General features: G+C 43.3%; 20 protein-coding genes and 2 pseudogenes. 12 read left to right on the forward strand and 10 right to left on the reverse strand.

Translation table 11 applies throughout. The features are described from left to right. Positions 1-873: an alpha/beta fold hydrolase gene (locus AC3A14_RS04135; protein WP_318731376.1), complete on the forward strand. Its 873-nt coding sequence runs from the start codon at positions 1-3 to the stop codon at positions 871-873. Between the two features lie 34 nt (positions 874-907). Here AC3A14_RS04135 and cysH read toward each other — a convergent pair whose 3' ends face one another. From cysH to AC3A14_RS04150, 3 genes are all read right to left on the reverse strand, one after another. Further along, positions 908-1,666 carry a phosphoadenosine phosphosulfate reductase gene (gene cysH / locus AC3A14_RS04140; RefSeq protein WP_318731375.1) on the reverse strand — a complete coding sequence of 253 codons (759 nt, stop codon included), beginning with the start codon at positions 1,664-1,666 and terminating at the stop codon, positions 908-910. A gap of 906 nt (positions 1,667-2,572) precedes the next feature. Next, positions 2,573-3,988 (reverse strand): folate/biopterin family MFS transporter, encoded by a 1,416-nt coding sequence (locus tag AC3A14_RS04145; RefSeq protein ID WP_318731374.1) that lies wholly within the window; start codon positions 3,986-3,988, stop codon positions 2,573-2,575. Positions 3,989-4,117: 129 nt separating this feature from the next. After that, a complete protein-coding gene (locus tag AC3A14_RS04150; RefSeq protein ID WP_318731373.1) occupies positions 4,118-4,528 on the reverse strand; it encodes a hypothetical protein in 411 nt (136 codons plus the stop codon). Between the two features lie 248 nt (positions 4,529-4,776). Here AC3A14_RS04150 and glpX point away from each other — a divergent pair, with 248 nt between their 5' ends. Then, positions 4,777-5,814 carry a class II fructose-bisphosphatase gene (glpX, locus tag AC3A14_RS04155; protein ID WP_413038722.1) on the forward strand — a complete coding sequence of 346 codons (1,038 nt, stop codon included), beginning with the start codon at positions 4,777-4,779 and terminating at the stop codon, positions 5,812-5,814. Between the two features lie 230 nt (positions 5,815-6,044). Further along, positions 6,045-7,343, forward strand: a complete 1,299-nt coding sequence (locus AC3A14_RS04160; RefSeq protein ID WP_271945352.1) for a glutamyl-tRNA reductase — start codon at positions 6,045-6,047, stop codon at positions 7,341-7,343. A 109-nt stretch (positions 7,344-7,452) separates the two neighbouring features. Here AC3A14_RS04160 and AC3A14_RS04165 read toward each other — a convergent pair whose 3' ends face one another. After that, positions 7,453-7,710 (reverse strand): 2TM domain-containing protein, encoded by a 258-nt coding sequence (locus AC3A14_RS04165; protein ID WP_271945350.1) that lies wholly within the window; start codon positions 7,708-7,710, stop codon positions 7,453-7,455. Between the two features lie 268 nt (positions 7,711-7,978). Between AC3A14_RS04165 and remA the strand changes: the two genes are divergently transcribed. Next, positions 7,979-8,236: an extracellular matrix/biofilm regulator RemA gene (gene remA, locus AC3A14_RS04170; RefSeq protein ID WP_318700019.1), complete on the forward strand. Its 258-nt coding sequence runs from the start codon at positions 7,979-7,981 to the stop codon at positions 8,234-8,236. 34 nt (positions 8,237-8,270) lie between these two features. After that, complete coding sequence (gmk, locus tag AC3A14_RS04175) at positions 8,271-8,861, forward strand: guanylate kinase (RefSeq protein WP_318731372.1); 591 nt, start codon at positions 8,271-8,273, stop codon at positions 8,859-8,861. Between the two features lie 94 nt (positions 8,862-8,955). Here the strand turns inward: gmk and AC3A14_RS04180 are convergent, their stop codons facing one another. After that, positions 8,956-10,473: a YncE family protein gene (locus AC3A14_RS04180; protein ID WP_318731371.1), complete on the reverse strand. Its 1,518-nt coding sequence runs from the start codon at positions 10,471-10,473 to the stop codon at positions 8,956-8,958. 141 nt (positions 10,474-10,614) lie between these two features. Between AC3A14_RS04180 and AC3A14_RS04185 the strand changes: the two genes are divergently transcribed. The 3 genes from AC3A14_RS04185 to AC3A14_RS04195 are packed head-to-tail and all read left to right on the forward strand — an operon-like array spanning position 10,615 to position 13,756. Then, positions 10,615-12,396, forward strand: coding sequence for a PAS domain-containing sensor histidine kinase (locus AC3A14_RS04185; RefSeq protein ID WP_318731370.1), 1,782 nt, complete (start codon positions 10,615-10,617; stop codon positions 12,394-12,396). Between the two features lie 13 nt (positions 12,397-12,409). Continuing rightward, entirely contained in the window at positions 12,410-13,525 is a 1,116-nt protein-coding gene (locus AC3A14_RS04190) for a hybrid sensor histidine kinase/response regulator (RefSeq protein ID WP_318731369.1), read from the forward strand. Positions 13,526-13,567: 42 nt separating this feature from the next. Next, positions 13,568-13,756, forward strand: coding sequence for a hypothetical protein (locus AC3A14_RS04195; protein ID WP_271945340.1), 189 nt, complete (start codon positions 13,568-13,570; stop codon positions 13,754-13,756). A gap of 78 nt (positions 13,757-13,834) precedes the next feature. Here AC3A14_RS04195 and AC3A14_RS04200 read toward each other — a convergent pair. From AC3A14_RS04200 to AC3A14_RS04210, 3 genes and pseudogenes are all read right to left on the reverse strand, one after another. Continuing rightward, positions 13,835-14,113: pseudogene (locus tag AC3A14_RS04200) on the reverse strand (L,D-transpeptidase); the annotation flags it as partial. Positions 14,114-14,208: 95 nt separating this feature from the next. Next, positions 14,209-14,853: a bifunctional 4-hydroxy-2-oxoglutarate aldolase/2-dehydro-3-deoxy-phosphogluconate aldolase gene (locus AC3A14_RS04205; protein ID WP_318731368.1), complete on the reverse strand. Its 645-nt coding sequence runs from the start codon at positions 14,851-14,853 to the stop codon at positions 14,209-14,211. A 113-nt stretch (positions 14,854-14,966) separates the two neighbouring features. Beyond that, a complete protein-coding gene (locus tag AC3A14_RS04210; RefSeq protein WP_318731367.1) occupies positions 14,967-15,476 on the reverse strand; it encodes a DUF4149 domain-containing protein in 510 nt (169 codons plus the stop codon). Positions 15,477-15,715: 239 nt separating this feature from the next. On the opposite strand from AC3A14_RS04210, the gene AC3A14_RS04215 reads away from it, so the two are divergent. The 4 genes and pseudogenes from AC3A14_RS04215 to AC3A14_RS04230 all read left to right on the forward strand — a co-directional run bounded on the left by AC3A14_RS04215 (position 15,716) and on the right by AC3A14_RS04230 (position 21,057). After that, positions 15,716-16,162 carry a hypothetical protein gene (locus AC3A14_RS04215; RefSeq protein WP_318731366.1) on the forward strand — a complete coding sequence of 149 codons (447 nt, stop codon included), beginning with the start codon at positions 15,716-15,718 and terminating at the stop codon, positions 16,160-16,162. Beyond that, positions 16,162-16,935, forward strand: coding sequence for a TIGR01548 family HAD-type hydrolase (locus AC3A14_RS04220; protein WP_318731365.1), 774 nt, complete (start codon positions 16,162-16,164; stop codon positions 16,933-16,935). Before AC3A14_RS04215 ends, AC3A14_RS04220 begins: the two co-directional genes overlap by 1 nt. 193 nt (positions 16,936-17,128) lie before the next feature. Continuing rightward, positions 17,129-17,302, forward strand: a pseudogene (locus AC3A14_RS04225) (Uma2 family endonuclease); the annotation flags it as partial. 533 nt (positions 17,303-17,835) lie between these two features. Beyond that, on the forward strand, positions 17,836-21,057 hold the full coding sequence (locus AC3A14_RS04230; RefSeq protein ID WP_318731363.1) for a SpoIIE family protein phosphatase: 3,222 nt from the start codon (positions 17,836-17,838) through the stop codon (positions 21,055-21,057). On the opposite strand, the gene AC3A14_RS04235 is transcribed toward AC3A14_RS04230, so the two are convergent. After that, complete coding sequence (locus AC3A14_RS04235) at positions 21,058-22,710, reverse strand: mechanosensitive ion channel family protein (protein WP_318731362.1); 1,653 nt, start codon at positions 22,708-22,710, stop codon at positions 21,058-21,060. A gap of 250 nt (positions 22,711-22,960) precedes the next feature. Next, positions 22,961-23,887, reverse strand: coding sequence for a DUF5050 domain-containing protein (locus tag AC3A14_RS04240; RefSeq protein WP_318731361.1), 927 nt, complete (start codon positions 23,885-23,887; stop codon positions 22,961-22,963). Positions 23,888-24,004 lie beyond the last annotated feature (117 nt).

A 24,004-nucleotide genomic window follows, 5' to 3' on the forward strand; every position in this document is an offset into this window, starting at 1 on the left:
ATGGCTATCCGTCATACATTCTCCACAGATCATCTACAATTATCCTACCTTCAATGGCATTGCTCAGGCACAGAACCCGTTTTGTTATTGCATGGTTTAGCCGATCATGCCCTCGTTTGGTCAAGTTTCGCTTCCTCCCTAAGGCCAAACTTCCATTGCATTGCCCCCGACTTGCGCGGCCATGGAGAAAGTGATAAACCCAAAACTGGATATACCTTCGATCGCCTCATTACTGATTTAGAAGCATTAATGGATCATCTGGGATGGAAAAGTGCCCATATTATTGGTCACTCCTTTTCCGCAAAATTTTTACCCCTCTGGGCAAGTCAGAATTCCCAACGTTTCCGGACTATGACCTTAGTCGATCCCTTTTTTATCGATAAAATCCCCAAATTTTTTGAGGTCACTTTTCCCTTACTCTATCGCGTCTTGCCCTTCTTGCAAGGGATGGGCCCCTTTAGCAGCTATGAGGTTGCCGAAACCAAAGCCAAAACCCTCAAGCAATATCGGGGATGGAGCGATTTACAGCAACAAGTTTTTCAAAACAGTATCGAATCTAAACCGGATGGAACTTGGGGAAGCAAATTCACTGTTGATGCTCGCAATGAAATCTTTAAAGAAGTGATGCAAGTTGCTGGACTGACTCAACTCCTAGACCTGCCCACTTTATTAATTACTCCAGAAAAAGGCCTCAATCGCACAAACTGGCAATTAAAACCGTACCGCACTTATCTTCAGAATTTAACAATTGAAACAGTCCCCAGTAACCATTGGGCCTTTTTAGTTGAGCCGGAACCCTTTAATCAAATTTTAGGTGATTTTTTGCAAAGTCATTCCTCTTCTATTACTCAGGGAATAGGCAAGAGGCAATGACTATTCCCTCTTGCCTATTCCCCAGTCCAAAACGCTATAAACTACTAGAATCAAGACTGTGAGCCTCATCGTCAGTCTCGGGCAAATGCAATCCACATTCTTGTTTAAGACCTTGGAATCGCGTATCGCGTTCATGCCCATCTTCCAAACTGAGCGGACGAGAAGAATGCCAATCTCCAACAGTCATATACCCCTCATCAAACAACGGATGATAGGGTAAATCATGGGCAACTAAATATTGGTAAACATCCCGTGAATTCCAATTCAGAATGGGTAAAACCTTATAAATATTGCCTTGACGATTAATAAACTGTAAACTCTTACGGTGATCGGTTTGGTCGCGGCGCAAACCCGCTAACCAAGCCGTGACGTTAAGTTCTTTTAACGCTCGTTGCATGGGTTCAACTTTACGCAGTTGATCGTATTGATTTAATGCTTCTACTGTACCTTGTTCCCAGAGTTTTCCATAAATAGCTTCCATATGGGCCGGACTCATGGAAGATTGGTAAATTTTTAGGTTGAGGTTAAGTTTGTGGGTTAAATCATGGGCAAAGCGATAGGTTTCTGGAGGTAAATAGCCCGTATCTACCCAAATAACTGGGATATTGGGCACAACAGAAGTGACCAAATGGAGCATCACAGCCGATTGAATGCCGAAACTGGTACTCATGGCTAGACCTTCGCCAAAGGTTCTAGCAGCCCATTGTACAATATCCCTAGCTTCTATATCGGAGAACTGTTCGTGTAGGGTTTGAGTATCGAGGTTGGGTAGCGCGGTGATGGTTGAATTCATTAATGATTCAGGTTCCTAAGCGGTAGTAGACTGGATTATTCATATCAGGTTATCAAAGGATGGAGATGAAGGGGGAGAATTTAAACCTTAAGTCAGGAATTTCCCATTGGTATAGCGCTGCCCACTGGTGGAGCAATTCGTGGATTAGAGTCAAGAGCGGCAATTGCTGTGGAAACCTTAACTTTTTCGTATTTTTGCCGGAAGAAGTGGCGGTGCAGGAGCAGGAGAGGGCTCATAGGGCTCAATCGAGCGCAATAACGATCCGTATCACCTCAAAGATCGCGAACGTCAAGACAAAGAAGGCTAACAAGAAAGAGGAGATCGCGCTACAGTGACTGTTGAGGAGAAAAAACAGACTATTCAACAGTGAGGAGAACGTTGGGTGTAACTGGAGATCGAGCGACATGCTTTGAATTCCCCTTAAACAGCCATCTCATTCTGTTTTAGAAAGCTTAATAGCGGTCTCAAATTCCCGTCGTGACCTTTTAGACATTTTAGGTTTCTGTTTTAGAAAATCCACCACTGTTGTAACTTCAAAAAAACTGGGTTGCTGACATGAGGCTCTCTTGATATGTGAACTTCAAGCCAGTATTCCCCATCAATTAATAAAGTATAAAAATCCATGTCAGGGTCTGGAATCCAGTGCAAAAAAAATATTTTATAACCTTTATCGAATTAGTGAGGTACATTAGAAGAGAGGAGTAACAAACTGGTAAATGAAAGCATAGTTTTTATTGTGCCTCATCTATTTGAGAAACGCTATATCTCCTAAATTTGGGAAATGAGATTTAAGGATCGTTCTGAGCAAAGCATATTCTGGGTCATAAAGGATTGCATCTCTAGATTTTTCTAATTGTTCAGAAATTGGGAATAAAACCACGCTCGAATACCACTTACAAATAACGTTTACGCTTGGTTTGGGCTTGAAATTTGTTTGAGTCCCGCTAAGGGTTTAGTGCTTTCTGGATCGCCCTCTTCATCTGGAAGAGGATGGATGGGGTTGTCTGCCACTTGTGGGGTGCTGAGAGTGTTGTCGCTTGGTAGGAGTTTCAGGAAGGGAAGGGGTAGAAGGGAGGAGAGGTTAGTGAGGGTAACCAACAGGGCGAGGTTGTCGAAGGTGTTGGGAGTAATGCCAAAGCTATGCATGAGGAGAGCGCCCAATTCTTGGGAGACGACATGGGAGAGGTTGGCAATGGACATGAGGAGAGCGAACAGGGTGGCTTCGATACCGGGGGGGCAAAGTTTGGCACAGAGAACGAGAACGGGCATAAAGGCGATTTCGCCGATGACGGTGAGGATGACACTATCTCCGAGGCTAAACCAGCGATCGCCAATCCCTAAGAGCCGATTCGTATGAGTAACCAAGAGAACAGGAGTGAAGCCAAAAACGACAGCTATCAGCGTACTCCAGCCAAAGATTTGCCGAAAGGGAACGGCTTTGAGGAAGCGTTGAAAAATCCAAATACCAATTAATCCAGCAATACTGGTAAATAGGCGCACACGACCCAGAAATTCCGGTGGAAAGCCTAATTCGTTGGTAGCGAAGAAGAAAAAGGCAGAGTCTGAGGAAGGAGTCGCTTGCCAGAGGAAGAGGAAGAGAGTGGGTTTCCAGATGGAGGGGAGAAAGATGGCTTCTTTAAGCTGGGATACCTGGTGTTTGATGGTCTTCCATGCTGGAGTAGAGTCAGTTATAGGGGATTCTACAACCAGCCCTGCTCCCATGGCTACGATTAAGGGAAACATCGCTGTAATGCCAAAGACTTGTTGGGGCGTGAGAATTTCCAATAACCATCCACTTAAATAGGCTGTAATTAGTCCTCCGATCGCTGAAGTTGCCCAACAGAGAGATTGTAGCGATCCGACTTGGCTGGTGGATTCGGTTCTGGCTCGTTCAACTACGAGGGAGTCAGCAATCACGTCACTGATGGCAACAGAGAGGGAGCTAAGGGCGATCGCCCCCGTTGCCATAACTGCACTATCGACAACCGTCCCCAACAGTCCCCAAGCCAAACTTCCCAGCAAACCCGACAAAATCAGATAGGGACGGCGACGGTAGCCCAAAATCGGTAAACCATCAGAAATAAAGCCCCACAAAGGCTTAACAATCCAAGGCAGTGTCGCCACCCCAGTTAGGGCAGCAACTTGCGCAGGAGATAAACCCAAATCATCTTTGAGAAAAAAGCTAATTGCTAATTGCGCCAGCCTTAAAATCCCTTGGACAAAATACACCAGCAAAATCGCCAGTAATTCCGGTGTGGGTTCATTACCCAACAGCAGTTTTTTAATCAGTTTCTGGAAGCCAGGGGAAGAAAAGCCAATCATGTTACAAATCTTTATATTTCTTAGTAACTATGATAGCGCTTTGATGAGCGGGGGAGTGGGGGAATGGGGGAAACGCGGAAACATGACCCATTGCTGCCTATTCTCTATTCCCTATTCCCCATTCCCTCTCTAGTCTCTCGATTTCCGCGCTCCGATCGCGGCTGCACCATAATTAATCCGACAGCCTACATTAAAAATACTTGCGCCACATTCTAAAGGCACCACCTGGTCGTTGAGAATCGCGCTACAACTGACATACTGATCGCCATTGGTATCCTTAACCATACATTCAATTGGGGTTGCACCGGCCTGTCTTGACCAGAGCCTCATACCCAAAGCCGCCACTTCATGTTGCCAAAAGAAAACCGTTAGAGCGATCGTCACTAGAACCGCCCCCAGCAGTCCAACTTTCAGTTGCCAACTGGCCAATATATTACCGACCTTGGTTTGCAGAGGTTCCAGAAAGCTGGTCTCCTCTTTTTGTTCAGTCACCGTTTCCACGGGTTTAGATAATTCTGAATTTCCTTGAGTTTCAGACATGGTATGGCTCCTGTAGTTTTCAGCTCAAGCGAGTCTTTGTCGATAATTATAGGAGATTTGCACAAAAGCTGGTTTCTGTGAACTCCGGCTGGTCTCAGAGCAGTGGATCGGAGATAAACGATGCAAAACTTAACATAATCTCAGAGAGACTGCGATCGAACATTGTCCCCAGACTCTGATAGACTGATACACTGAAACCGGCTAAATATAAGCATTTCACTGAATTACCTCTAGGGAGAAAAACTGTGATTGAAACCACATTGGGATTAGAAATTATAGAAGTGGTCGAACAAGCGGCGATCGCCTCTGCTCGTTGGATGGGGAAAGGGGAAAAAAACACCGCTGACCAAGTCGCTGTAGAAGCGATGCGCGAACGCATGAACCAAATCCACATGCGCGGACGTATCGTCATCGGAGAAGGAGAACGGGATGACGCTCCCATGCTCTACATCGGTGAAGAAGTCGGCATTTGCGCCCGTGAAGATGCCAAAGACTTCTGCAACCCCGACGAATTAGTCGAAATTGACATCGCCGTTGACCCCTGCGAAGGAACCAACCTCGTCGCTTACGGTCAACCCGGTTCCATGGCTGTGCTTGCCATTTCTGAAAAAGGCGGACTCTTCGCTGCTCCCGACTTCTACATGAAAAAACTGGCAGCTCCTCCAGCGGCCAAAAACCATGTAGATATCCGCAAATCAGCGACCGAAAACCTAAAACTCATCTCCGAGTGTCTCGATCGCTCCGTAGAAGAATTAGTCGTTGTCGTCATGGATCGGCCTCGTCACAAAAACCTGATCAACGAAATTCGTAGCGCTGGCGCAAGAGTTCGCCTCATTGCCGATGGAGACGTATCCGCCGCCATTTCTTGTGCCTTTTCCGGAACCAATATCCATGCCCTCATGGGAATTGGAGCCGCTCCCGAAGGAGTCATTTCCGCTGCTGCCATGCGCTGCTTAGGGGGTCACTTCCAAGGTCAACTCATCTACGATCCAGAAATCGTCAAAACCGGCTTAATTGGCGAAAGCAAAGAAAGCAATCTCGAACGTCTACGCAGCATGGGCATCGAAGACCCAGACCGGGTATACAATGCAGAAGAACTTGCCTGTGGAGAAACCGTCTTGTTTGCCGCGTCCGGCATTACCCCTGGAACCCTCATGGAAGGCGTTCGCTATTTCCACGGTGGAGCCAGAACCCATAGCTTGGTCATTTCCAGTCAGTCCAAAACTGCCCGGTTTGTAGACACTGTTCATATGGCTGACGCACCCAAAAATATCCAATTAAAATAGGATAACTTTTCAATTACAGTCGTTTCTGCTGTAAAAGATCCCCCCATTTTAAGGAGATGGGGGGATGGGGAGATAGGGGGTTAATTACTAGGATTAAACGTTGAGTTGTTTGATCTGAATTAGGAATACCCTAGCACTCTCTACTCATATGGTCTTCAGTTTAATTGGAGCCATCTTTTCTTTATAATCTGCCCAAAATCTTAGCAAGTTGTCTTAACAAACATTAACCCATGAATGTTGCAGTTATCGGTTTAAGCCATAAAACAGCTTCCGTTGAAGTTCGAGAAAAACTCAGTATTCCTGAACCCCAACTCGAACAAGCCATCACCACCCTCAAGCTCTATCCTCATATCGAAGAAGTTGCCATTCTAAGCACCTGTAACCGCTTAGAAATCTATGTGGTGATTCGTGACAATCAACAAGGCGTTTGGGAAGTGACCCAATTTCTTTCCGAACATAGCCAACTGCCCCTCTCCCAATTGCGTCCTCACCTGTTTATTCTCCTCCATGAAGATGCAATTATGCATTTAATGCGCGTGGCAGCCGGATTAGACAGCTTGGTACTCGGTGAAGGGCAAATTTTATCGCAAGTTAAACAAGGTCATAAACTCGGCCAACAGTATAAAGGTGTGGGTCGGATTCTCAACCGCTTAATGAAACAAGCGATTACTGCGGGGAAACGGGTACGCACGGAAACCAACATCGGCACAGGTGCAGTTTCTATTAGTTCAGCCGCGGTTGAACTTGCCCAAATGAAATTAGAAACCCTAGAAGAATGCAAGATTGCCATTATTGGTGCGGGTAAAATGTCCCGTTTGTTGGTACAACACTTGCTCTCCAAAGGCGGTACTCAAATTAGTATTGTCAATCGCTCCATGCAGCGTGCTGAAGAATTAGCCAATAAATTTAGTGAGGCTTCTTTAGCGCTTCATCCCATGGGAGAAATGATGGAGGTGGTTCAGGCATCCGATTTGGTTTTTACCAGTACTGGAGCAACCCAACCCTTATTAAATCGTGCCAATTTAGAACCCATTGTTAATCCAGAACGCCCCTTAACTTTAATTGATATTTCGGTTCCTCGGAATGTAGATGCTGATGTGAGAGAGTTACCCTCAGTCAAACCCTATAATGTGGATGACTTGAAGGCAGTGGTTGCCCAAAATCAGGAAAGTCGCCGTCAAATGGCGATGGAAGCTGAAAGCTTATTAGAAGAAGAAGTAGAAGCGTTTGAGGTATGGTGGCGCAGTCTGGAAACTGTACCGACGATTAACTGTTTACGTCATAAAGTGGAGACGATTCGCGAGCAAGAGCTAGAAAAAGCCCTTTCTCGTTTGGGGTCTGAGTTTGCGGAGAAACATCAAGAAGTGATTGAAGCACTCACCCGTGGAATTGTGAATAAAATTCTACACGATCCTATGGTACAACTGCGGGCCCAACAGGATATTGAAGCTCGCAAGCAAGCCATGGAAACTCTGAAGACGTTGTTTAATTTGGAGATCGAGGCGGCTTCTAGTAATCAATATAGCTAGGGGGAATGACTGATTATCGCTCTTCCTTGTGCTATCCGGTGGATTTCGATCGCCCTAAATCCCCCTTATCCCATAGGAGATGGGGGGATGAGGGGAATAATTTGCGGATTTATTTGGGATTGGAAGAAGGCGTGTAGTCGGCGATCGCAAAAATAAAGATTCCATGGATCGCCAACAGTCCCAACCAGCCTAAGCTAAACCAAGTCAGCCAGAGGAGGGTATCCGGCTTAATTTGATGAACAAACCAGAGTCCGGAGTTCGTTGCGGCATATATCGCTACATGGAGCGCAAAGTTCATCCGGTCATCTAAGCGGCGATAGTCTGGATCGTTGTTACGGTCGGGTTTTCGAGGCCAACGTGGAGGCATAGGTGATAGGGCGCTTCGTGCTAAGGAATGGGGAATAGGGAATGGGTATTGTACTCAGGGTTTGAGTCTGTAACCATGCACCTCATAGGAGCGTTTAACGCTCTACCCTCAATGTAGAATAAATCGAATCCTGAATCAATCGGCTCCCTTCGACACTTCGGCTACGCTGCGGCGCTTCGCTCAGGGAGCATCAGCCCCTTTCTCCCCATCCATTTCCCCGTGTCTCCGTGTCTCCGTGTCCCCGCGTCCCCGATTCCCCCATCCCCCTATGGTTCAACTGATTAATATTGGATTTGGTAATATCATTCATGCGAATCGAGTCATTGCGATCGTCACTCCAGAGTCAGCACCGATTAAACGGGCGATCGCCGAATGTCGCGATCGCGGACAATTAATTGATGCCACCTATGGTAGACGCACTCGCGCTGTGATAATTATGGATTCAGGCCATGTTGTTCTATCTGCCATTCAACCAGAAACCGTTTCCCACCGGCTGATGTCTCAAAAGGGTAACCGGGAATCTTAAGGGAGCAGAGGATAACGTTTAGAATATATTGGGAATGATACAAACGGTTGGGACAGGAAAATTAGTGGTTATTACGGGCCCGAGTGGAGTAGGTAAAGGGACTTTAGTGCGATCGCTGCTCAAGCGTCATCCGGATATTTATTTGTCAGTCTCAATGACCACTCGTTCTCCTCGCCCTGGAGAAGTGAACGGTAAAGATTATTTTTTTGTCACTCCAGAAAAGTTTCAAGATTTAATCGCTGCGGAGCAACTGTTGGAATGGGCCCAATTTGCTGGTAATTATTATGGCACGCCTCGCCAACAGGTCGAGGAAAAAATCAAGCAAGGAATACTGGTATTATTAGAGATTGAGTTAGAAGGCGCTCGGCAGATTTGCGCCTCCTTTCCCGAAGCTCTGAGACTCTTTATTTTGCCCCCATCGATGTCCGAGTTAGAGCGCAGATTACGCGATCGTCAAAGCGAATCTCCAGAGGCAATTACCCGCCGTCTCAACCGTGCCATCATCGAAATTGCTGCCGCAGACGAGTTTGATGTGCAAATTGTTAATGATGACTTCGATCGAGCCTTAGCGGAAGTTGAGTTGGTCTTATTTCCTGGTTTACCCGAGTTGAGCCTACAATCTTAAGCGATCAATCCTTAGCATAAGAATTAGCCTTTCTCCCATTAAATATTTCATCTTTTGATTGGGTAACCTTAGCATACGAGGTTACCGTGCTAATCTAATCTTGAAAAATCATCAGACTTCCCGTATAACACGCCACCCAAACTTGATGGGTTTCGGGGTCATAGGTTACGCCAATGGGAGCCGCTTCTGTGGAAACCGTTTGCAGGACTTTCATATCCTGAGTACGAATCTTACTCAGGGTATCGGAATTGTAATTGACTACATATAAAAATTGTCCATCATCAGATAAGACCATGCTGCGGGGGGCACTCCCAGTGGAAACTTTACTAACAATTTCTCCAGTTTTGAGGTCTAGTTTCCCGACTTCGTTATCCAGATTAAAACTGACATACAAATAGGATTCTAAGGGGTCTAAATTTAAGTGACGAGGAGTGACTCCAACCTGGTTAAACCATTGCACAGAATAGTCATTGAGGTTGACTTTGGCAATATCATCCGATCCCATAATGGCAACATAGGCAAATTGAGATTGGGCATCCACTTCAATTCCCCGTGGATAGGCATCGAGGGGGATGCGCTTAATCTCTTGATTCTGTTGGGTGTCGATGATACTTAAGTCCCAGCTACACCAGTTGGAAACCAGAACCAGGCGGTTATTGGGGGTGGTGGCTACATATTTGGGTACAGATCCCACCCAGATGACGTTTTCAATTTGCAGGGTTTCGGTGTTGATACGATAGAGGGTGGAGGGGTCAAAGTTGGCATCGGGATGACAGACATCATCCCCAGGACGATTAAATCCGGGGCCGTACATTTGATAGTTGGATACCCAGGCATATTGACCGTTATGAGAAAAGGCGGCTTCTACGGGCGATCCTTGGAAGAGTCCGCTATATTCGGTATGACCAAAGGCTTCTAAGTCGATGCGATCGCTGATTGTTCCGACTAAATTATACTCCCGGTCATAGACGGTGACTGTATGGGAATACATCATATTTTGGGCGAAGAATAGACCATTTCCTGAATGTACGATTGATTTGGGAGAGAGGTTCCCACTAATCACGTGGTTGAGCGTCATGGGGCTGGAATCGGCCCAGATGGTCTGTTGAACGGTGTCGAGTTGCTGTTGATAGTCTGCTTTGAGGCTAGGAATCTGAGTAAACTGGGGATGATTGGGGGGTAGGGTGTCGAGGGTGGAGATCGCCTGTTGCCAATAGGATTTTACTTCACGCCATTGAGCCTTAGTTCGTGCGCTGGACGTTAAAGAAGTGGCTTGATTAACCGCATTTTCCACATCTTGCCAGCGATCGGGTGTGGCTTGGGGTTCTGGTGTGGGTTCGGATGCAGCAATTTCCCACTCATACAAAGATTGCGCCACTTCTGCGTCTTGGATCAAGATTTCCGTGGCAAATAGATAAGTACCGAGGATAGACGCAGGTAAAGAAAGACCTAAACAGAAGGATTTGAAGCGCCACAGTCGTCTGTATCGTCTGCGTACCTTGCGAGGAACCCTGTCAGCAGGCTTGAGTTTTGGGCTAACACCAGGATGTTTAGCTAAAGTTTGGGTTGAAGATTTGCCCACTCTAGAGGGAGCGTAGGTTAGTAATACCATGAAAGTAGGAACTGTACTGAGTCATTGCTAGTTGTTTTTGAGGGCAGCGATCGTGGATACTCAAAATTAGTATGACCCCACCTGTGTTTCCTAGGATTGTACCGACTTTTGTTCCTTAAGTCTTCTCTTGGTTTCTATGGCATGATTCCAAACTTATTCCATTGCTTACGTTCTTTAATCCAATTGAAACCCCTCTGGGGGCTAGTCAATCCTCCGGGTTGTGAAGGTTTAAGTCATTATCAGCAATGGCAACAGCGGTTTATGAAAGTGCGCTTGCAGTTGGCGTTGTGGATTGCATTAGGGTTCATCTTTAGTGTGATTACCCTCAATGGGATGCGGTTTTGGCGACTGGAGGAACCCTTATGGGATTATCAGCTAGGGACTCAAGTGGCGATCGCCCTAAGCCTGTTGACCAGTCTGCATCTGCTTCCCTCAGCGTCCACCAATCGCCATCTGAGTGTCTTATTTCTACTATTTTCCTGGTCTCTTACCCTACTCCCCCTCGTCTCCAATACCGTAAATCCAGCCTCTGAAATCGACTTTTCCGGGTTAATTATTACCTTTTTTACCCAAGCAACCTTGATTTCGGTACGTTGGCGGCTCCATTTATTCGCTCAAGGGGTAACGGTAGGATTTTATGCTCTGTTCTACTCCATGGAGCATGAGGCTTCTTTTTTCTCCGTGTTAGATGCCTCCTTACAAGTCCCTATGGTCTTAATCCTGTTTTGGGTGTGCTTGATTTGCGATTTTTCCGTGTATCTCTATGAACGGCTGCAACAGTCCGAATTTAAGGGTCGTCGCAAACTGGAAATGGCTTATCAAGATTTGGAGAAAGCCGAGCGCCAATATCGCAGTATTTTTGAGAACGCGATCGAAGGGATTTTTCAATCGTCTCCAGAGGGACAGTATTTAAGTGTTAATCCGAGTTTAGCCCATATTTATGGTTATGAGTCTCCAGAGGAGTTGACCGATCTGACGGATATTAGCCAAATGTATGTCGATCCCCATCGCTATCAAGAGTTCATGAGACTCGTCCGCGAGCAAGGTCAAGCGATCGGCTTTGAATCTCAGATTTATCGGCGCGATCGCCAGATCATTTGGATTTGTGAAAATGCCAGAGTCATTACTAATAATCGAGGGGAAATCATTGCCTATGAAGGCACAGTAGAAGACATTACGCGGCGCAAAAACATGGAAGAAGACATGAGAAAAAATTGGGAACGAGAAAAAGAGTTAAATCAGTTAAAATCTCGGTTTATTGCCATGGCTTCCCATGAATTTCGCACGCCATTAACCCGAATTTTGGCTTCGGCTGAAGCCTTGGAGCATTACCAAGACCAGTGGGATTCGTCTAAACGACTTAAATATTTGCAACGAATTCAAATGACCGTTAATCACTTGAATTTTTTGTTGAATAATATTTTAATCATGGGGAGATCAGAATCTGACAAAAATCCGATTAATTCTCATAAAGTTGACATATATCAGTTGTGTCAAAATTTGATAGAAGAAACAAGCAGTTGTTTAAGCCCAAAACACTATTTGACATTTTTGACTGACGGAACCCCTGAACCGTTGGAAGTCTATCTGGATGAAAGCTTATTAAGACAGATTTTAGAAAACTTACTTTCTAATGCCATTAAATATTCTCCCCATGGAGGTGAAATCACGTTGAGGATAGAGTATAATACCGACAAAGTTTGTTTTCAAATTCAAGATAGTGGTATTGGCATACCGGAAGAAGACCGTGCATATTTATTTCAATCCTTTCATCGCGGTCACAATGTAGGCAACTTACCCGGTACCGGGTTAGGCTTGGCCATTGTCAAAAAAGCGGTGGATTTACAGCAGGGTCAGATTACGGTAGAAAGTTCACCAGAGAAAGGAAGTCTGTTTTCAGTAACCCTGCCATTATATCATTAAGGATAGTTTCGTGATGAAAAAAATACTGGTTATTGAAGATGATCCAGATGTTCGGGATATTATATTGGATGTGTTAGAAGCAGAACGCTATTGGGCCATTGGTGCAGAACATGGACGTGAGGGAGTTGACTTAGCGATCGCCCATCTTCCAGACTTAATTATTTGTGATGTTATGATGCCAGAATTGGATGGTTATGGCGTTTTAAAAGAACTCCAAAGTCAACCGAAAACGGCAACAATTCCCTTTGTTTTTTTGACGGCGAAATCCACTAAATCTGATCAACGCCAAGGGATGGAGTTAGGAGCAGATGATTATATTACTAAACCGTTTATGCGCACTGAGTTGTTAAGTGCCATTACAACTCGGTTAAAAAAACAAGAGGTTCAAACCGAAAAAGCCGAAATCAAGCTAGATGAACTGCGCCATAGTATTTCACTCTCTTTACCTCATGAACTCCGCACTCCTTTAAACGGAATTTTGGTTTCTTCAGAGTTCTTACAGCACGATTTTGAGAATTTAGATTATCAAGAAATTTTAGAGCTTTTGGAAAACATTAATGTTTCGGCAAAACGGCTCCATCGATTAATTATAAATTTTTTGCTTTATACTGATTTGCAGTTGATAAAAACGAATCCAAAACGGTTATTATCTTTGAGAAGTAAATCAATAGAATATGTAAGTCTTATCATTAAGGAATTAAGTGTAGGGATTTCTAAAAAACAACAAAAATCCCGTATAGATGATTTGAGATTAAACGTAAAAGATGCTCATCTGCGGATAGATCGGGACGGTTTTATTAAACTCTTGGAGGAAGTGCTGGATAATGCTTTTAAGTTTTCAGAACCGGGCACTGAAATTACAGTTTTTGGTGAAATAGAGGGGGAATTTTATCATTTAGCGATTAGCGATCGCGGACGAGGAATGAGTGCAGAACAGATCGCTAATTTCGGTGCTTACCAGCAATTCGATCGGAAAATCTATGAACAACAAGGTTCAGGATTAGGCTTATCGATTGTTAAGGAATTGGTGAATTTATATGACGGAAAATTTATGATTGATAGTTCTCTCAATGAAGGAACAACAATCCATGTTCTTTTACCCACCCTACCGCAAGCAGAGGAATCTTGATAGACTGAGATTCTATAGTGATTCTAAGTTAGGTGGGTATTAATGAGTCTATTTGAAGATCGAGACTTGATGCATCTTCCCTCTGTGTTTATTGGTGGCGAATACAATTGGCAAGCTCAGATTCATGCCGCACAAGTGGAAAGTCAGAAATTGCGCCGCTTACGCCAGCAGTGGAGTTCGGAACGTCCTAGTCATTTCAATCATCCGAAGGGGAGTCCGACTAAAAATTAAAAATTTTGGGTAATGGTAATCTCCGTGTCTCTGCTCCCTTCCACTTCGCTCAGGGAGCGCCCCATTCCTCTATTTCCATTACTTAACAATTACGGGGGTTCCCAAGGCTGTCCAATTAAAGAGCCATTGGGCATGATCGACGGCAACATTCACACAACCATGACTGATGGGTATACCAAATTGATTATGCCAGTACGCGCCATGGATGGCATAGTGACCAGAATAGTACATGGTATAGGGAACATCGGGTAAATCGTAACCATCTCCTCGCATTGGTGCTACTTCATGTTTGGATTGGATGGCAAAGCTGCCCCTAGGCGTTTCATGGTAGGCTTTACCGGTGGAGATAATGACGCTCTAGATGGGAATGAAGCCTTCTATTACCTAAAATAATAACTTAACCGTCCTAACCCACTCCTTAACTGCTATATATTCCTATTTTGCCTGAAGAACTATCGATCAACCCTGCGTAATTGCGCTAGGAGTCGGTGACTGTTTTCGGAGATTGCTTGCCAATTTTGTGCTTTAACTAAGGATAAGGGAAAGAGTTGGGTGGATAACCCAACGCCGATCGCCCCGGCTTTAATTAAACCTAGGGCATTGTTTGGAGTAACACCTCCTGTGGGAATGAGGGGAATATGACCTAAAGGGCCTTGTAAACTTTTAAGATAGTGGCTACCACCAAGAGCTTGAATGGGAAAGACTTTGACACTACTGGCTCCTGCTTGCCAAGCGCTAACAATTTCGGTGGGGGTGAGAGCGCCGGGAATGATGGGAATATTGACTTCGATCGCTTGTTCAATGAGTGGGGGATGGGTATGGGGTGAAAATAAAAACTCTGCACCGCAGGCGATCGCGTCTTGCATCTGATTGCTAGTGAGTACGGTTCCTGCGCCGATGGTACAGTGGGGTAACTGTTGACGCAGTAAGGCGATCAGATCGGCGGGGCGATCGCTATTCCAGGTAATTTCAATTAAACCCATTCCTCCCTGCGCGACTGCATGGGCAAGTTGCATCCCCAATTTCAGATCGGGAGAACGGATGACGGCGATCGCCCGATAATGATGCAGTAAGTCTAACCACCGTTGCTTGTACATAGGGAATAGAGAACAGGGGACAGGGAATAAGGACAAAAAAAGAAACAAGGCCATTTTAAGAGCCTTGTAATTGAGTCATGGATTGGAAAATTTTAAGTTGAGTCGTTGTTGCTTTAGTTGTTAGCAGTACTCCAAGGGCTACAGAGGTGGAGAATTATGCCACAACCACCTACTTTTAACAGTTCTAAGATCCAATATCCCATTTGCATGGGCATCATTTCTGAGGGAACCAAGCGTACGGTTTCAAAGAAGGTTAAATTGAGTCCCATGGCGCTCATTTGAGGAGTTAAGCCATAGGTGTCTACTAAAGCGATCGCCAATAAAATAACGGATAAGATAAGGGCAGTATGGCGTTTTGCCTCTGAGAGTTGATGTTGATTTTCTAAAACGAGTAAGCCGGTTAAAGTTAAAGCGGCACAGAGAGTTTCTACACGGTTGAAAATCCAAAAAATAGAATAACCAGCCGAGGCAAATCCCGGTTGAGTCATCATTCCAGCCGTATATAAACCTGGCATAATTACCAGATCAATGATGAGGGTTGCACTCAACCAAAATCCTAGAGCGCCTAGGAGGATTTGTTGCCAATTGAGGTTTTTCCCATTCGTTCCAGATAGAGTTCCCATTTCGTTTCTCTCGTACACTCTCTACTTTTTTGTTGTACCGAACTTTTGCCCCAACTGCGTAAGAGTGCAATATTTATTTATATCTATGGGATTCGGGTGAACGATTTTTCTAGGATTCACTTCAGTTAATATTGAGAAGTGTAAAGAAAGTCAGCCAAAGGCCATGAATCACCCAAGTGGGGGAAGTCAAAATCTAGGGACGTGAATTGAATAGGATTAAGGGATTTCAGGATCGAGCTATGAACGCACAATCCAAGCTGAAAATAGAAGCGATCGCCGCTAGTCTGTTGCTCTTATTGTCCGTAATCTCACTGGAAAGTCAGTCGGTGCAAGCTCAACCCATTTCTGCTTGTACGGCTATTTTAGGGGAAGAAGACCAGGAAAATGATCTAGGGATCTACGATGGTGTTGGCACAGAATTTTACACGAGATATTATGGTAGTCCTGGCGATCGCGTCTCGATTCTACAAGGCGATCGAGATGGGTTGGCGATCGCTAACGATAAATATGGAAACAATTGGGTAAAAGTAGAATTGCTTCAAAGTCGGGCTAGGGGATGGGTACGGCGAGATGATTTGAGTGAATTTGAATGTTATAATCAAGGCAAGAGTGGGAGTCCTACAGGTGTAGTGGTGAACGCGAAAACCCTACTGTATCGACTGGTAATTTCATGGAGTATCAGGTGATGGATCGACAAGCACTGGTAGTATTTGATATTGATGGGGTTTTGCGAGATGTGGGTCAATCCTATCGTCGGGCGATCGCCGATACAGTGGAGAAATTTACGGATAACCAGTCTCGTCCCACTTTAGCAGATATGGATGAGCTGAAAAATGAGGGAATTTGGAACAATGATTGGGAAGCGTCTCAAGAGTTAGTGTATCGCTATTGGGTGAGTCAAGGTCACACGAGGGAGAGCGTGGCACTTAACTATGAGGAACTGGTGGAATTTTTCCAATCTCGCTATCAAGGCAGCGATCGCCAGAATTTCAATGGATATATTACCCATGAACCCCTCTTGGTTACGGCGGATTATCTGTATGACTTGAATAACCACGGGATTCTATGGGGCTTTTTTAGTGGAGCAACGCGGGCAGAAGCCAAATATGCTCTAGAGTATCGGTTAAAGCTGTCGAATTTAGCGTTAGTGGCGATGGAAGATGCTCCAGGAAAACCCGATCCAACCGGATTATTTCAGGTGATTGAACAGTTAGATTCCGATCCAACACTACCGGTGTTTTATGTGGGGGATACGGTGGCGGATATGAAGACGGTAGAGCGAGCAAGAGCAGAGCAACCCGATCGGTTATGGGTGGCGATCGGCGTTTTACCGCCCCATGTGCAAGAAACCCCAGAACAGAGCCAAGCCTATGCCCAACGATTGGAAAGTGCTGGAGCGCAAAGGGTATTTAAAAATGTAGAAGATTTAGCCGTTGATGAAATTAAAGCATTGATTTAAATCTGGAATTTAAAAGGGTCTCTCAACTCTACATTAGACCTCTTCCATCAGTCGGTAGAAAATGAAGTGTAAGAGTATCCTATATTCTTACCCCCATTCCCTATTCCCTGACTTCTCCAAGAAGTCTATTATTTGGGCTGATCTACAATAAAAAATGATCGCTTAAGCCATAACGCCATAACGCTTCAGATCTATGACTTCTACATTACCCTCCACCTCCACCGATCGCCATACAGCCCTACCTTCTATTCCTCCTCTGGAAAATGGCGATCGCCTCACTCGTCCTGAGTTTGAGCGTCGCTATTTTAATATGACCGAAGTAAAAAAAGCAGAATTAATCGGAGGAGTAGTATACATAGCTTCCCCCCATCCTCCGGTATGCACTGTTACTAGATCGGAGAGACCAAATAGAGTAAAAATGGGGACGAGCCATCGAGAAAGTGTAGTATAGAGGGGGAGAGGGAAGGAGCGATCGCCAACCCAATCCGAGAGCAAACAGCATCCATAAACTCGCTTCAATGCGGTTACCACGATCATAAATACCCTCTAACACTCGAATTTGAGCCTCAGTACTAAGATAATGGAGTTTAAGTACCAATCCAGATCTCAGTATAGCCAAGCCACTTAAAGCCAAAGTGAGGCCAATTTTAGCCCAACGGGAGCAACCTAACCGAGGATTAGATAACTTCATAATGAGTGCATCCAATTAAATGACTCAAAAGTTGTCTGTCTTGTGACAACAAGTGCGGTAAAATGTTACCAATTTTAACAATGAGTTGACAAAATGAGATGTGACAGTAAATATTCATTCATCAAGGAGATTTTATCCAATTGGCGATACGGCTGAATCAATGGATCAATAAAGCATCTGAAAAACTTCCCTTAAGGATAGTTTTAATTGTGCCATTCTTGGTACAGATATTTGTAGTGGTAGGATTAATTGGATATTGGTCGTATCGTAATGGTCAACAAGCCATTGAAGAATTAGCGATCCAGTTACGACAAGAAACCACCAGCCGCATCACCGATCATCTGAATACTTATTTAGCCAATCCCCATTTAATCAATCGAATTAATCTTTACGACTTAGAAATGGGGAAATTAGACCTCAATAATCTGACTTTATTAGAACGTCATTTTTGGCAACAAATACAACTTTTTCCTAATATAACTTATGTCTATTTAGCTACACCAGCAGGACTTTTAAGTGGTTCAGAAAATATCATGGATGGTCAAGTGAGAATTGCCCATTGGACTATAGATGATCCGGAAAAAGTCTATGAAATTTGGGATGTGAATCAGGCAGGATATCGGACAGAAATATACGATCAATATCCCAACTATGATATGTTTAGTAAGGTTTGGTATATAGGTGGAAAAAATATAGATAAACCGAGTTGGGGAAAAATTTTCGTTTGGACAAATCGTCCCAATATCTCTTTACCCGCCTTAAGCCACTATTATAATGAAGATGGAAATCTAGAAGCTATTTTAGGAGTTGATATATCTTTGCTAGAGATCAGCACCTTTTTACAAACTTTAGAAATTGGTAAGACCGGTCAAACATTTATAATTGAGCGGAATGGATTATTAGTTGGTTCCTCAACGGATGCATCACCCTTAATTCAGGGAGAAAAAAAATCGGAACGGTTGCCAGCAAGAGATATGGATAATCCATTAATTCAAGCAACTGCAAAATTTTTAGAAACTGAGTTTCCGGATTTTAAAGATATATCAGGGAGCCAACAGCTAAAATTCAAACTAGGAGACGAATGGCAGTTAATTCAAGTCACTTCATATCGCGACGAATATGGATTAGATTGGTTAATTGTCGTGATTATTCCAGAATCTGATTTCATGGCTAAAATTCATGAAAATAATCGCACGACTATTTTACTCTGCTTCATAGCTTTAGGTGTGGCAACCCTATTGGGAATTATGACTTCCCGATGGATTATTCAAGATATCTTAAGTTTGAATGAAGCGGCAAAAAAAATATCTCTTGGGGACTGGGAGCAGCACTTGAATATTCATCGTTCCCATGAGTTGACAGAATTATCTCGATCCTTTACGTTCATGTCCGAAAAACTTAAATCATCTTTTGAAGCTTTGCAAAAACAAAAAGATGATTTAGATCAAACCAATGTGCGGCTTCAGCAACTCGATCGAATGAAAGATAGCTTTTTAGCCAATACATCTCATGAACTGAGAACCCCGTTAAATGGAATTATTGGGATTGCCGAATCTTTGATGGATGGAGTGGCGGGAGAACTCTCTCCCATCACTCGTTCTAACTTATTTACCATTATTGCTAGTGCTCGTCGATTGTCAAACTTAGTCAATGATATTTTAGACTTTTCTAAGTTACAACATCAGACAATTACGTTGCAACTCAAACCTGTTGATTTGCATTCAATTGTTGAAATTGTTTTGACTTTATCGAAACCATTAGTCGCGCAGAAAGACGTGAAATTGATCAATAATATCCCTAAAGATTATCCTCCCGCAGAAGCGGATGAAAATCGTCTACAACAAATTTTTTATAACTTGGTTGGTAATGCCATTAAATTTACTGAGTCGGGAATTGTAGAAGTTAGTGCAGAAGCGCTCAAATCTTCTAGTCATAACTCTCAAATTGCGGTTTCAGTGTCTGATAGTGGGATTGGAATTCCTAAAGATAAATTGGAAAAGATTTTTGAATCTTTTGAGCAAGCAGATGGTTCAACAGAGCGAGAATATGGAGGGACAGGCTTAGGGTTGGCAATTACTAAACAATTGGTAGAATTACATCAGGGTGAAATTTGTGTTAGTTCTCAGGTTGATAAAGGCTCAAGATTTACTTTTACACTACCGATTTCTTCTGGGAAAGTAGATAAAATTTTATCAACCTTGACGATCCCAAATAGTGAACTAAAATTAGACGATAAATGTACATCTCTTGAAGATATACATCGGGTAGAGATAGAAGAAAAATCACGAATTTTGATTGTGGATGATGAACCGGTAAATCGTCAAGTTTTAGTCAATCATTTATCTTTGAATAACTATGCTATCTGCCAAGCAAGTACCGGTCAAGAAGCCTTAGAATTAATCGATAATGGATTAAAACCTGATTTGATTTTGCTAGATGTCATGATGCCCAAAATGACGGGATATGAAGTTACGAGACGATTACGGGAAAAGTTTAAGATCACAGAGTTGCCCATTTTATTATTGACGGCAAAAAACCAAATTCAAGATATTGTTACGGGCTTAAAGGTAGGGGCAAATGATTACCTCACTAAACCCATTGCTAAGGATGAATTATTAGCCCGTTTGCGGACTCAGCTCAATTTGAAGCGTTTGAAGGCGGAAAACTTGTATTTAAGTGCAGAATTGGATATTATTCGCCGGATGCAAGAGATGGTATTACCTTCTACATCTGAGTTGCGGGCGATCGCCACTTTAGATATTGCTGGATGTATGCAACCGGCGGAAGACGTGGGTGGAGACTACTATGATGTCTTAGTGGAGGGCGATCGCCTGAAAATTGGGATTGGTGATGTTACTGGCCATGGACTCGAAAGTAGTATCATCATGATTATGGCTCAAACGGCTGTCCGTACTCTGCAAGAAAGTAAACAAACCGATCCCGTAGAATTCCTATCGATTCTCAATCGTACCCTCTATCACAATATTGAGCGCATGAATTCCGATAAAAGTATGACACTCGCACTTCTAGACTATACCAATGGAATCATCCAACTCAGTGGACAACATGAAGAGACGATTGTTGTTCGACACAATGGAGAAGTTGAACGCATTGATACGATTGATTTAGGATTGCCCCTAGGTTTAGAAGCCAACATCAGTGAATTTATTTCCTCTTCTCAAATCGCACTTAACCCTGGAGATGTAGTTGTTTTGTATACAGATGGGATTCCCGAAGCAGAAAATAAAGATAGAGTCTTCTATGGTATTGAGAAACTCTGTGAAGTAGTTCAAGCTCATCATCACCAATCGGCTGAAGAAATTCGCCAGGCAATTATTGTTGATGTTGAGGATCATATTGGCCAGCATACAGTATTTGATGATATGGCTCTAGTAATTCTGAAACAAAAGGAGCCTCAACTTCCTACTTAATTATTCTTTGAGCAAATTAATCTGACTATCTTCTGGTGACTTAAACCGAATAATCCGTTGAGGTAAGAGAGGTGGAATTCCTGCCCGATCAAAAGCCTCTTTAATCATATCCCGGACAACCCCTTGAATTTCGTCATGGATGCCTCTGGGGTTACTGATTGGCTTGAGTTTTGTCATGGTGCGAATCATCATATGAGAGGTCGTAAATTCTTCAATTCCATTAAAGTCAATGGGTTCTAAAACTTCGGGGTGATTCGCTTGTAACTCTTCACTGACTTGCCCTAAAATTCCATAGATTTTCTTGACATTTGCTTCATAGGAAATTGGGATATCGACTACGGCATAGATATAATCTCTAGAATAGTTTACAACCTCTTCAATATTTCCATTACGAATGATATAAACTTGACCGTTGGGATGGCGAATGCGAGTCGTTCTGAGTTCAATGGCTTCTACAACTCCTGAAGCATCTCCTGTCTCCACAAAGTCTCCGACCAAATAATAGTTTTCAAACAAAATAAAGAAGCCACTGACCATATCGTTAATCAAGTTTTGTGCCCCTAAACCTACGGCTAAACCCAATAAACCCGCTGCGGCTAAAATGGGGGTGGGGTCAATTTCAAAAACATCTAAAATCAAAATACCAGCGCCAAAATATATCAAGTATTTGGATAAACTTTGCATCAGTGGCGTAATCGTCATCCGTCGCTGCTTCTGCGTGTCTGATAAGCTTTGATCGGACAACATAACTTCTTCAAGGAGGAGTTGCCCCAGCTCAATAAAAACACGACTGAGGAGGATAATGACAATTAAATTAATCAGTTTTTCTCCAATATTAGTCAACCCAGTAATGGCTTGAATTAAGCCAATAATTTGGGTAACCATATTCACATAAATCACAGCTTCTAAACAGCGTTTAGCGAAGGGGACTAAATGCTTAAGATTGCCATAATATCGACTGACTAAGGTGTCTGGCTTGAAATAAGATTCAATGAGATTATCGAGACTATCAATAATTGAAGTTGCGGCTTGTAAAATAAGGATACTAGAAGCAACAATAAGATACCCAATCAATAGGGTTTTTAAGTAGCTTATGAGTGTTTCTGGTAACTTAAAAGAGTATCCACTGAGATATAGGGTAAGCAGCCAAAGAGTATTGGTGAGATGAAACTTGGTATTTGCTAAAAACGGATCGGTTTGATCGTAAACGGCGGTCAGTTTAGCAAAAACAGCAAACTCTTTTACTTTTTTACCGGCTGGGTTGAGAACCGGATCAAGATAACGGATAAGGGTTAAGGTAACGATAACGAGAACAGTGGTAATAAAGAGTCCAAACAATGTGGTTTGCCATAACTGCTTGGGTACATTTTGAAATAATCTCAAGGTGTACTTGAGTAAGTCTTTTTCTCCTCGATAAATCAAAAAGACATTGGATAAAACTATTGCAATACTAAGGAAAAACCAAGAAAATGCTAGGATTTTTTTTGAGTATTTCCGAAACCTATCAATTTGGCTTTTTTTGTCTTTCAGCCATGATAAGTGGTAGCTTTTCTTGAAGAAGAAATTTATTGCCCATTGCAGCACAATAAAGGCAACTAAAACGACTGCTAACTCACTGATGACAAAGAGAAGATTGTATAAGTTTTCCATCATCTTGTTTCTATAAGTATCGAATCACAACCTAAGTTTTTCTGGCTCAACCCTACTTTAGTAATCAGAAAAACTCTTAGTTGTTGGGATTAATCACTCTAAAGAGTGATTGCGTTTTTTAACGCAGTTCCTAAGTATAAATCAAAAACTATGCTAGATATATAAAGATTTTTATCTGAAGTTATAAAATCTTTACAGTTTGTGAATTCGATCAATAGCTATCTATAGAAGTAGGATAGCATAGGGTTGAAGATTAATACCAATCGGGTGCTGCACCAGTTTGGGGTAATTCTGTAATAGGTTTTACGTTTGATCCATCTCTATTAATTGTAAAAATTAGATCGGAACCATTGCGAGTGGAGCGGAAAGCGAGCTTGAAACCATCGGGTGACCAAGTAGGTTCGAGGTCTCGTCCTGGGTTGCGGGTTAAGTTAACGAGGTTGGTTCCGTCTGCATTCATGAGATAAATATCGGCATCACGGGTAAGGTAACCGGGTTTAAGTTGAAAAGATTCAAAACTAAAGGCAATTTTGCGACCATCAGGAGACCAAACGGGGGTGTGGTGAATGCCTTCACGATCGCTCAATTGAATGACATTAGAACCATCTGCATTCATGACATAAATCTGGAAACTCTTGCCATCAGAGCGGTTCGAGGTAAACAGGATCTGCTTGCCATCGGGAGACCAATCGGGAGATCGCTCTACTGCTGGATGATGGCTAATATTGGTTTGCCTGGTTCCATCAGGATTCATGACAAAAATATCCTGATTCCCGTTGCGATCGGAACTAAAGGCAATTTTCTCTCCATCGGGCGACCAAGTGGGGTAAAATTCCCAAGCGGGATTGACGGTTAACCGTCGCTGATCTCCACCATCGGTATTCATCACATAAATTTCCCGATTTAAGTCCCGGTTTGAGACAAAGGCTATTTTACGGCGATCCGGTGACCAAGCCGGTAAGCCATTATCCCGTAAAATATGGGTCAGGCGCTTAGGATAGGAGCCATCGTCATTCATGACATAGATGGACATATTGTTTTCCCGCAGGGACTGAAATACAATTTTCGGTCTATTCGCGACAAAGCTATGGGTGGTGGTTTGGCAAAGAATCACCAATAAAAAGGCAAATAAACTCAAGCGAATGGCGATCGCTCCTAATTTAACAAATTTAACTCTCATTGTTGCTCCCTACTCACCACCTTTTGACTCTTCTGCGATCAGCGCGTAAATGATAATCCCAATCAAGACGAAACCTAATGTGATAGACACTAAGATACTCATCATGCAACTAAAAAT

It is taken from the genome of Roseofilum sp. (assembly GCF_982964205.1).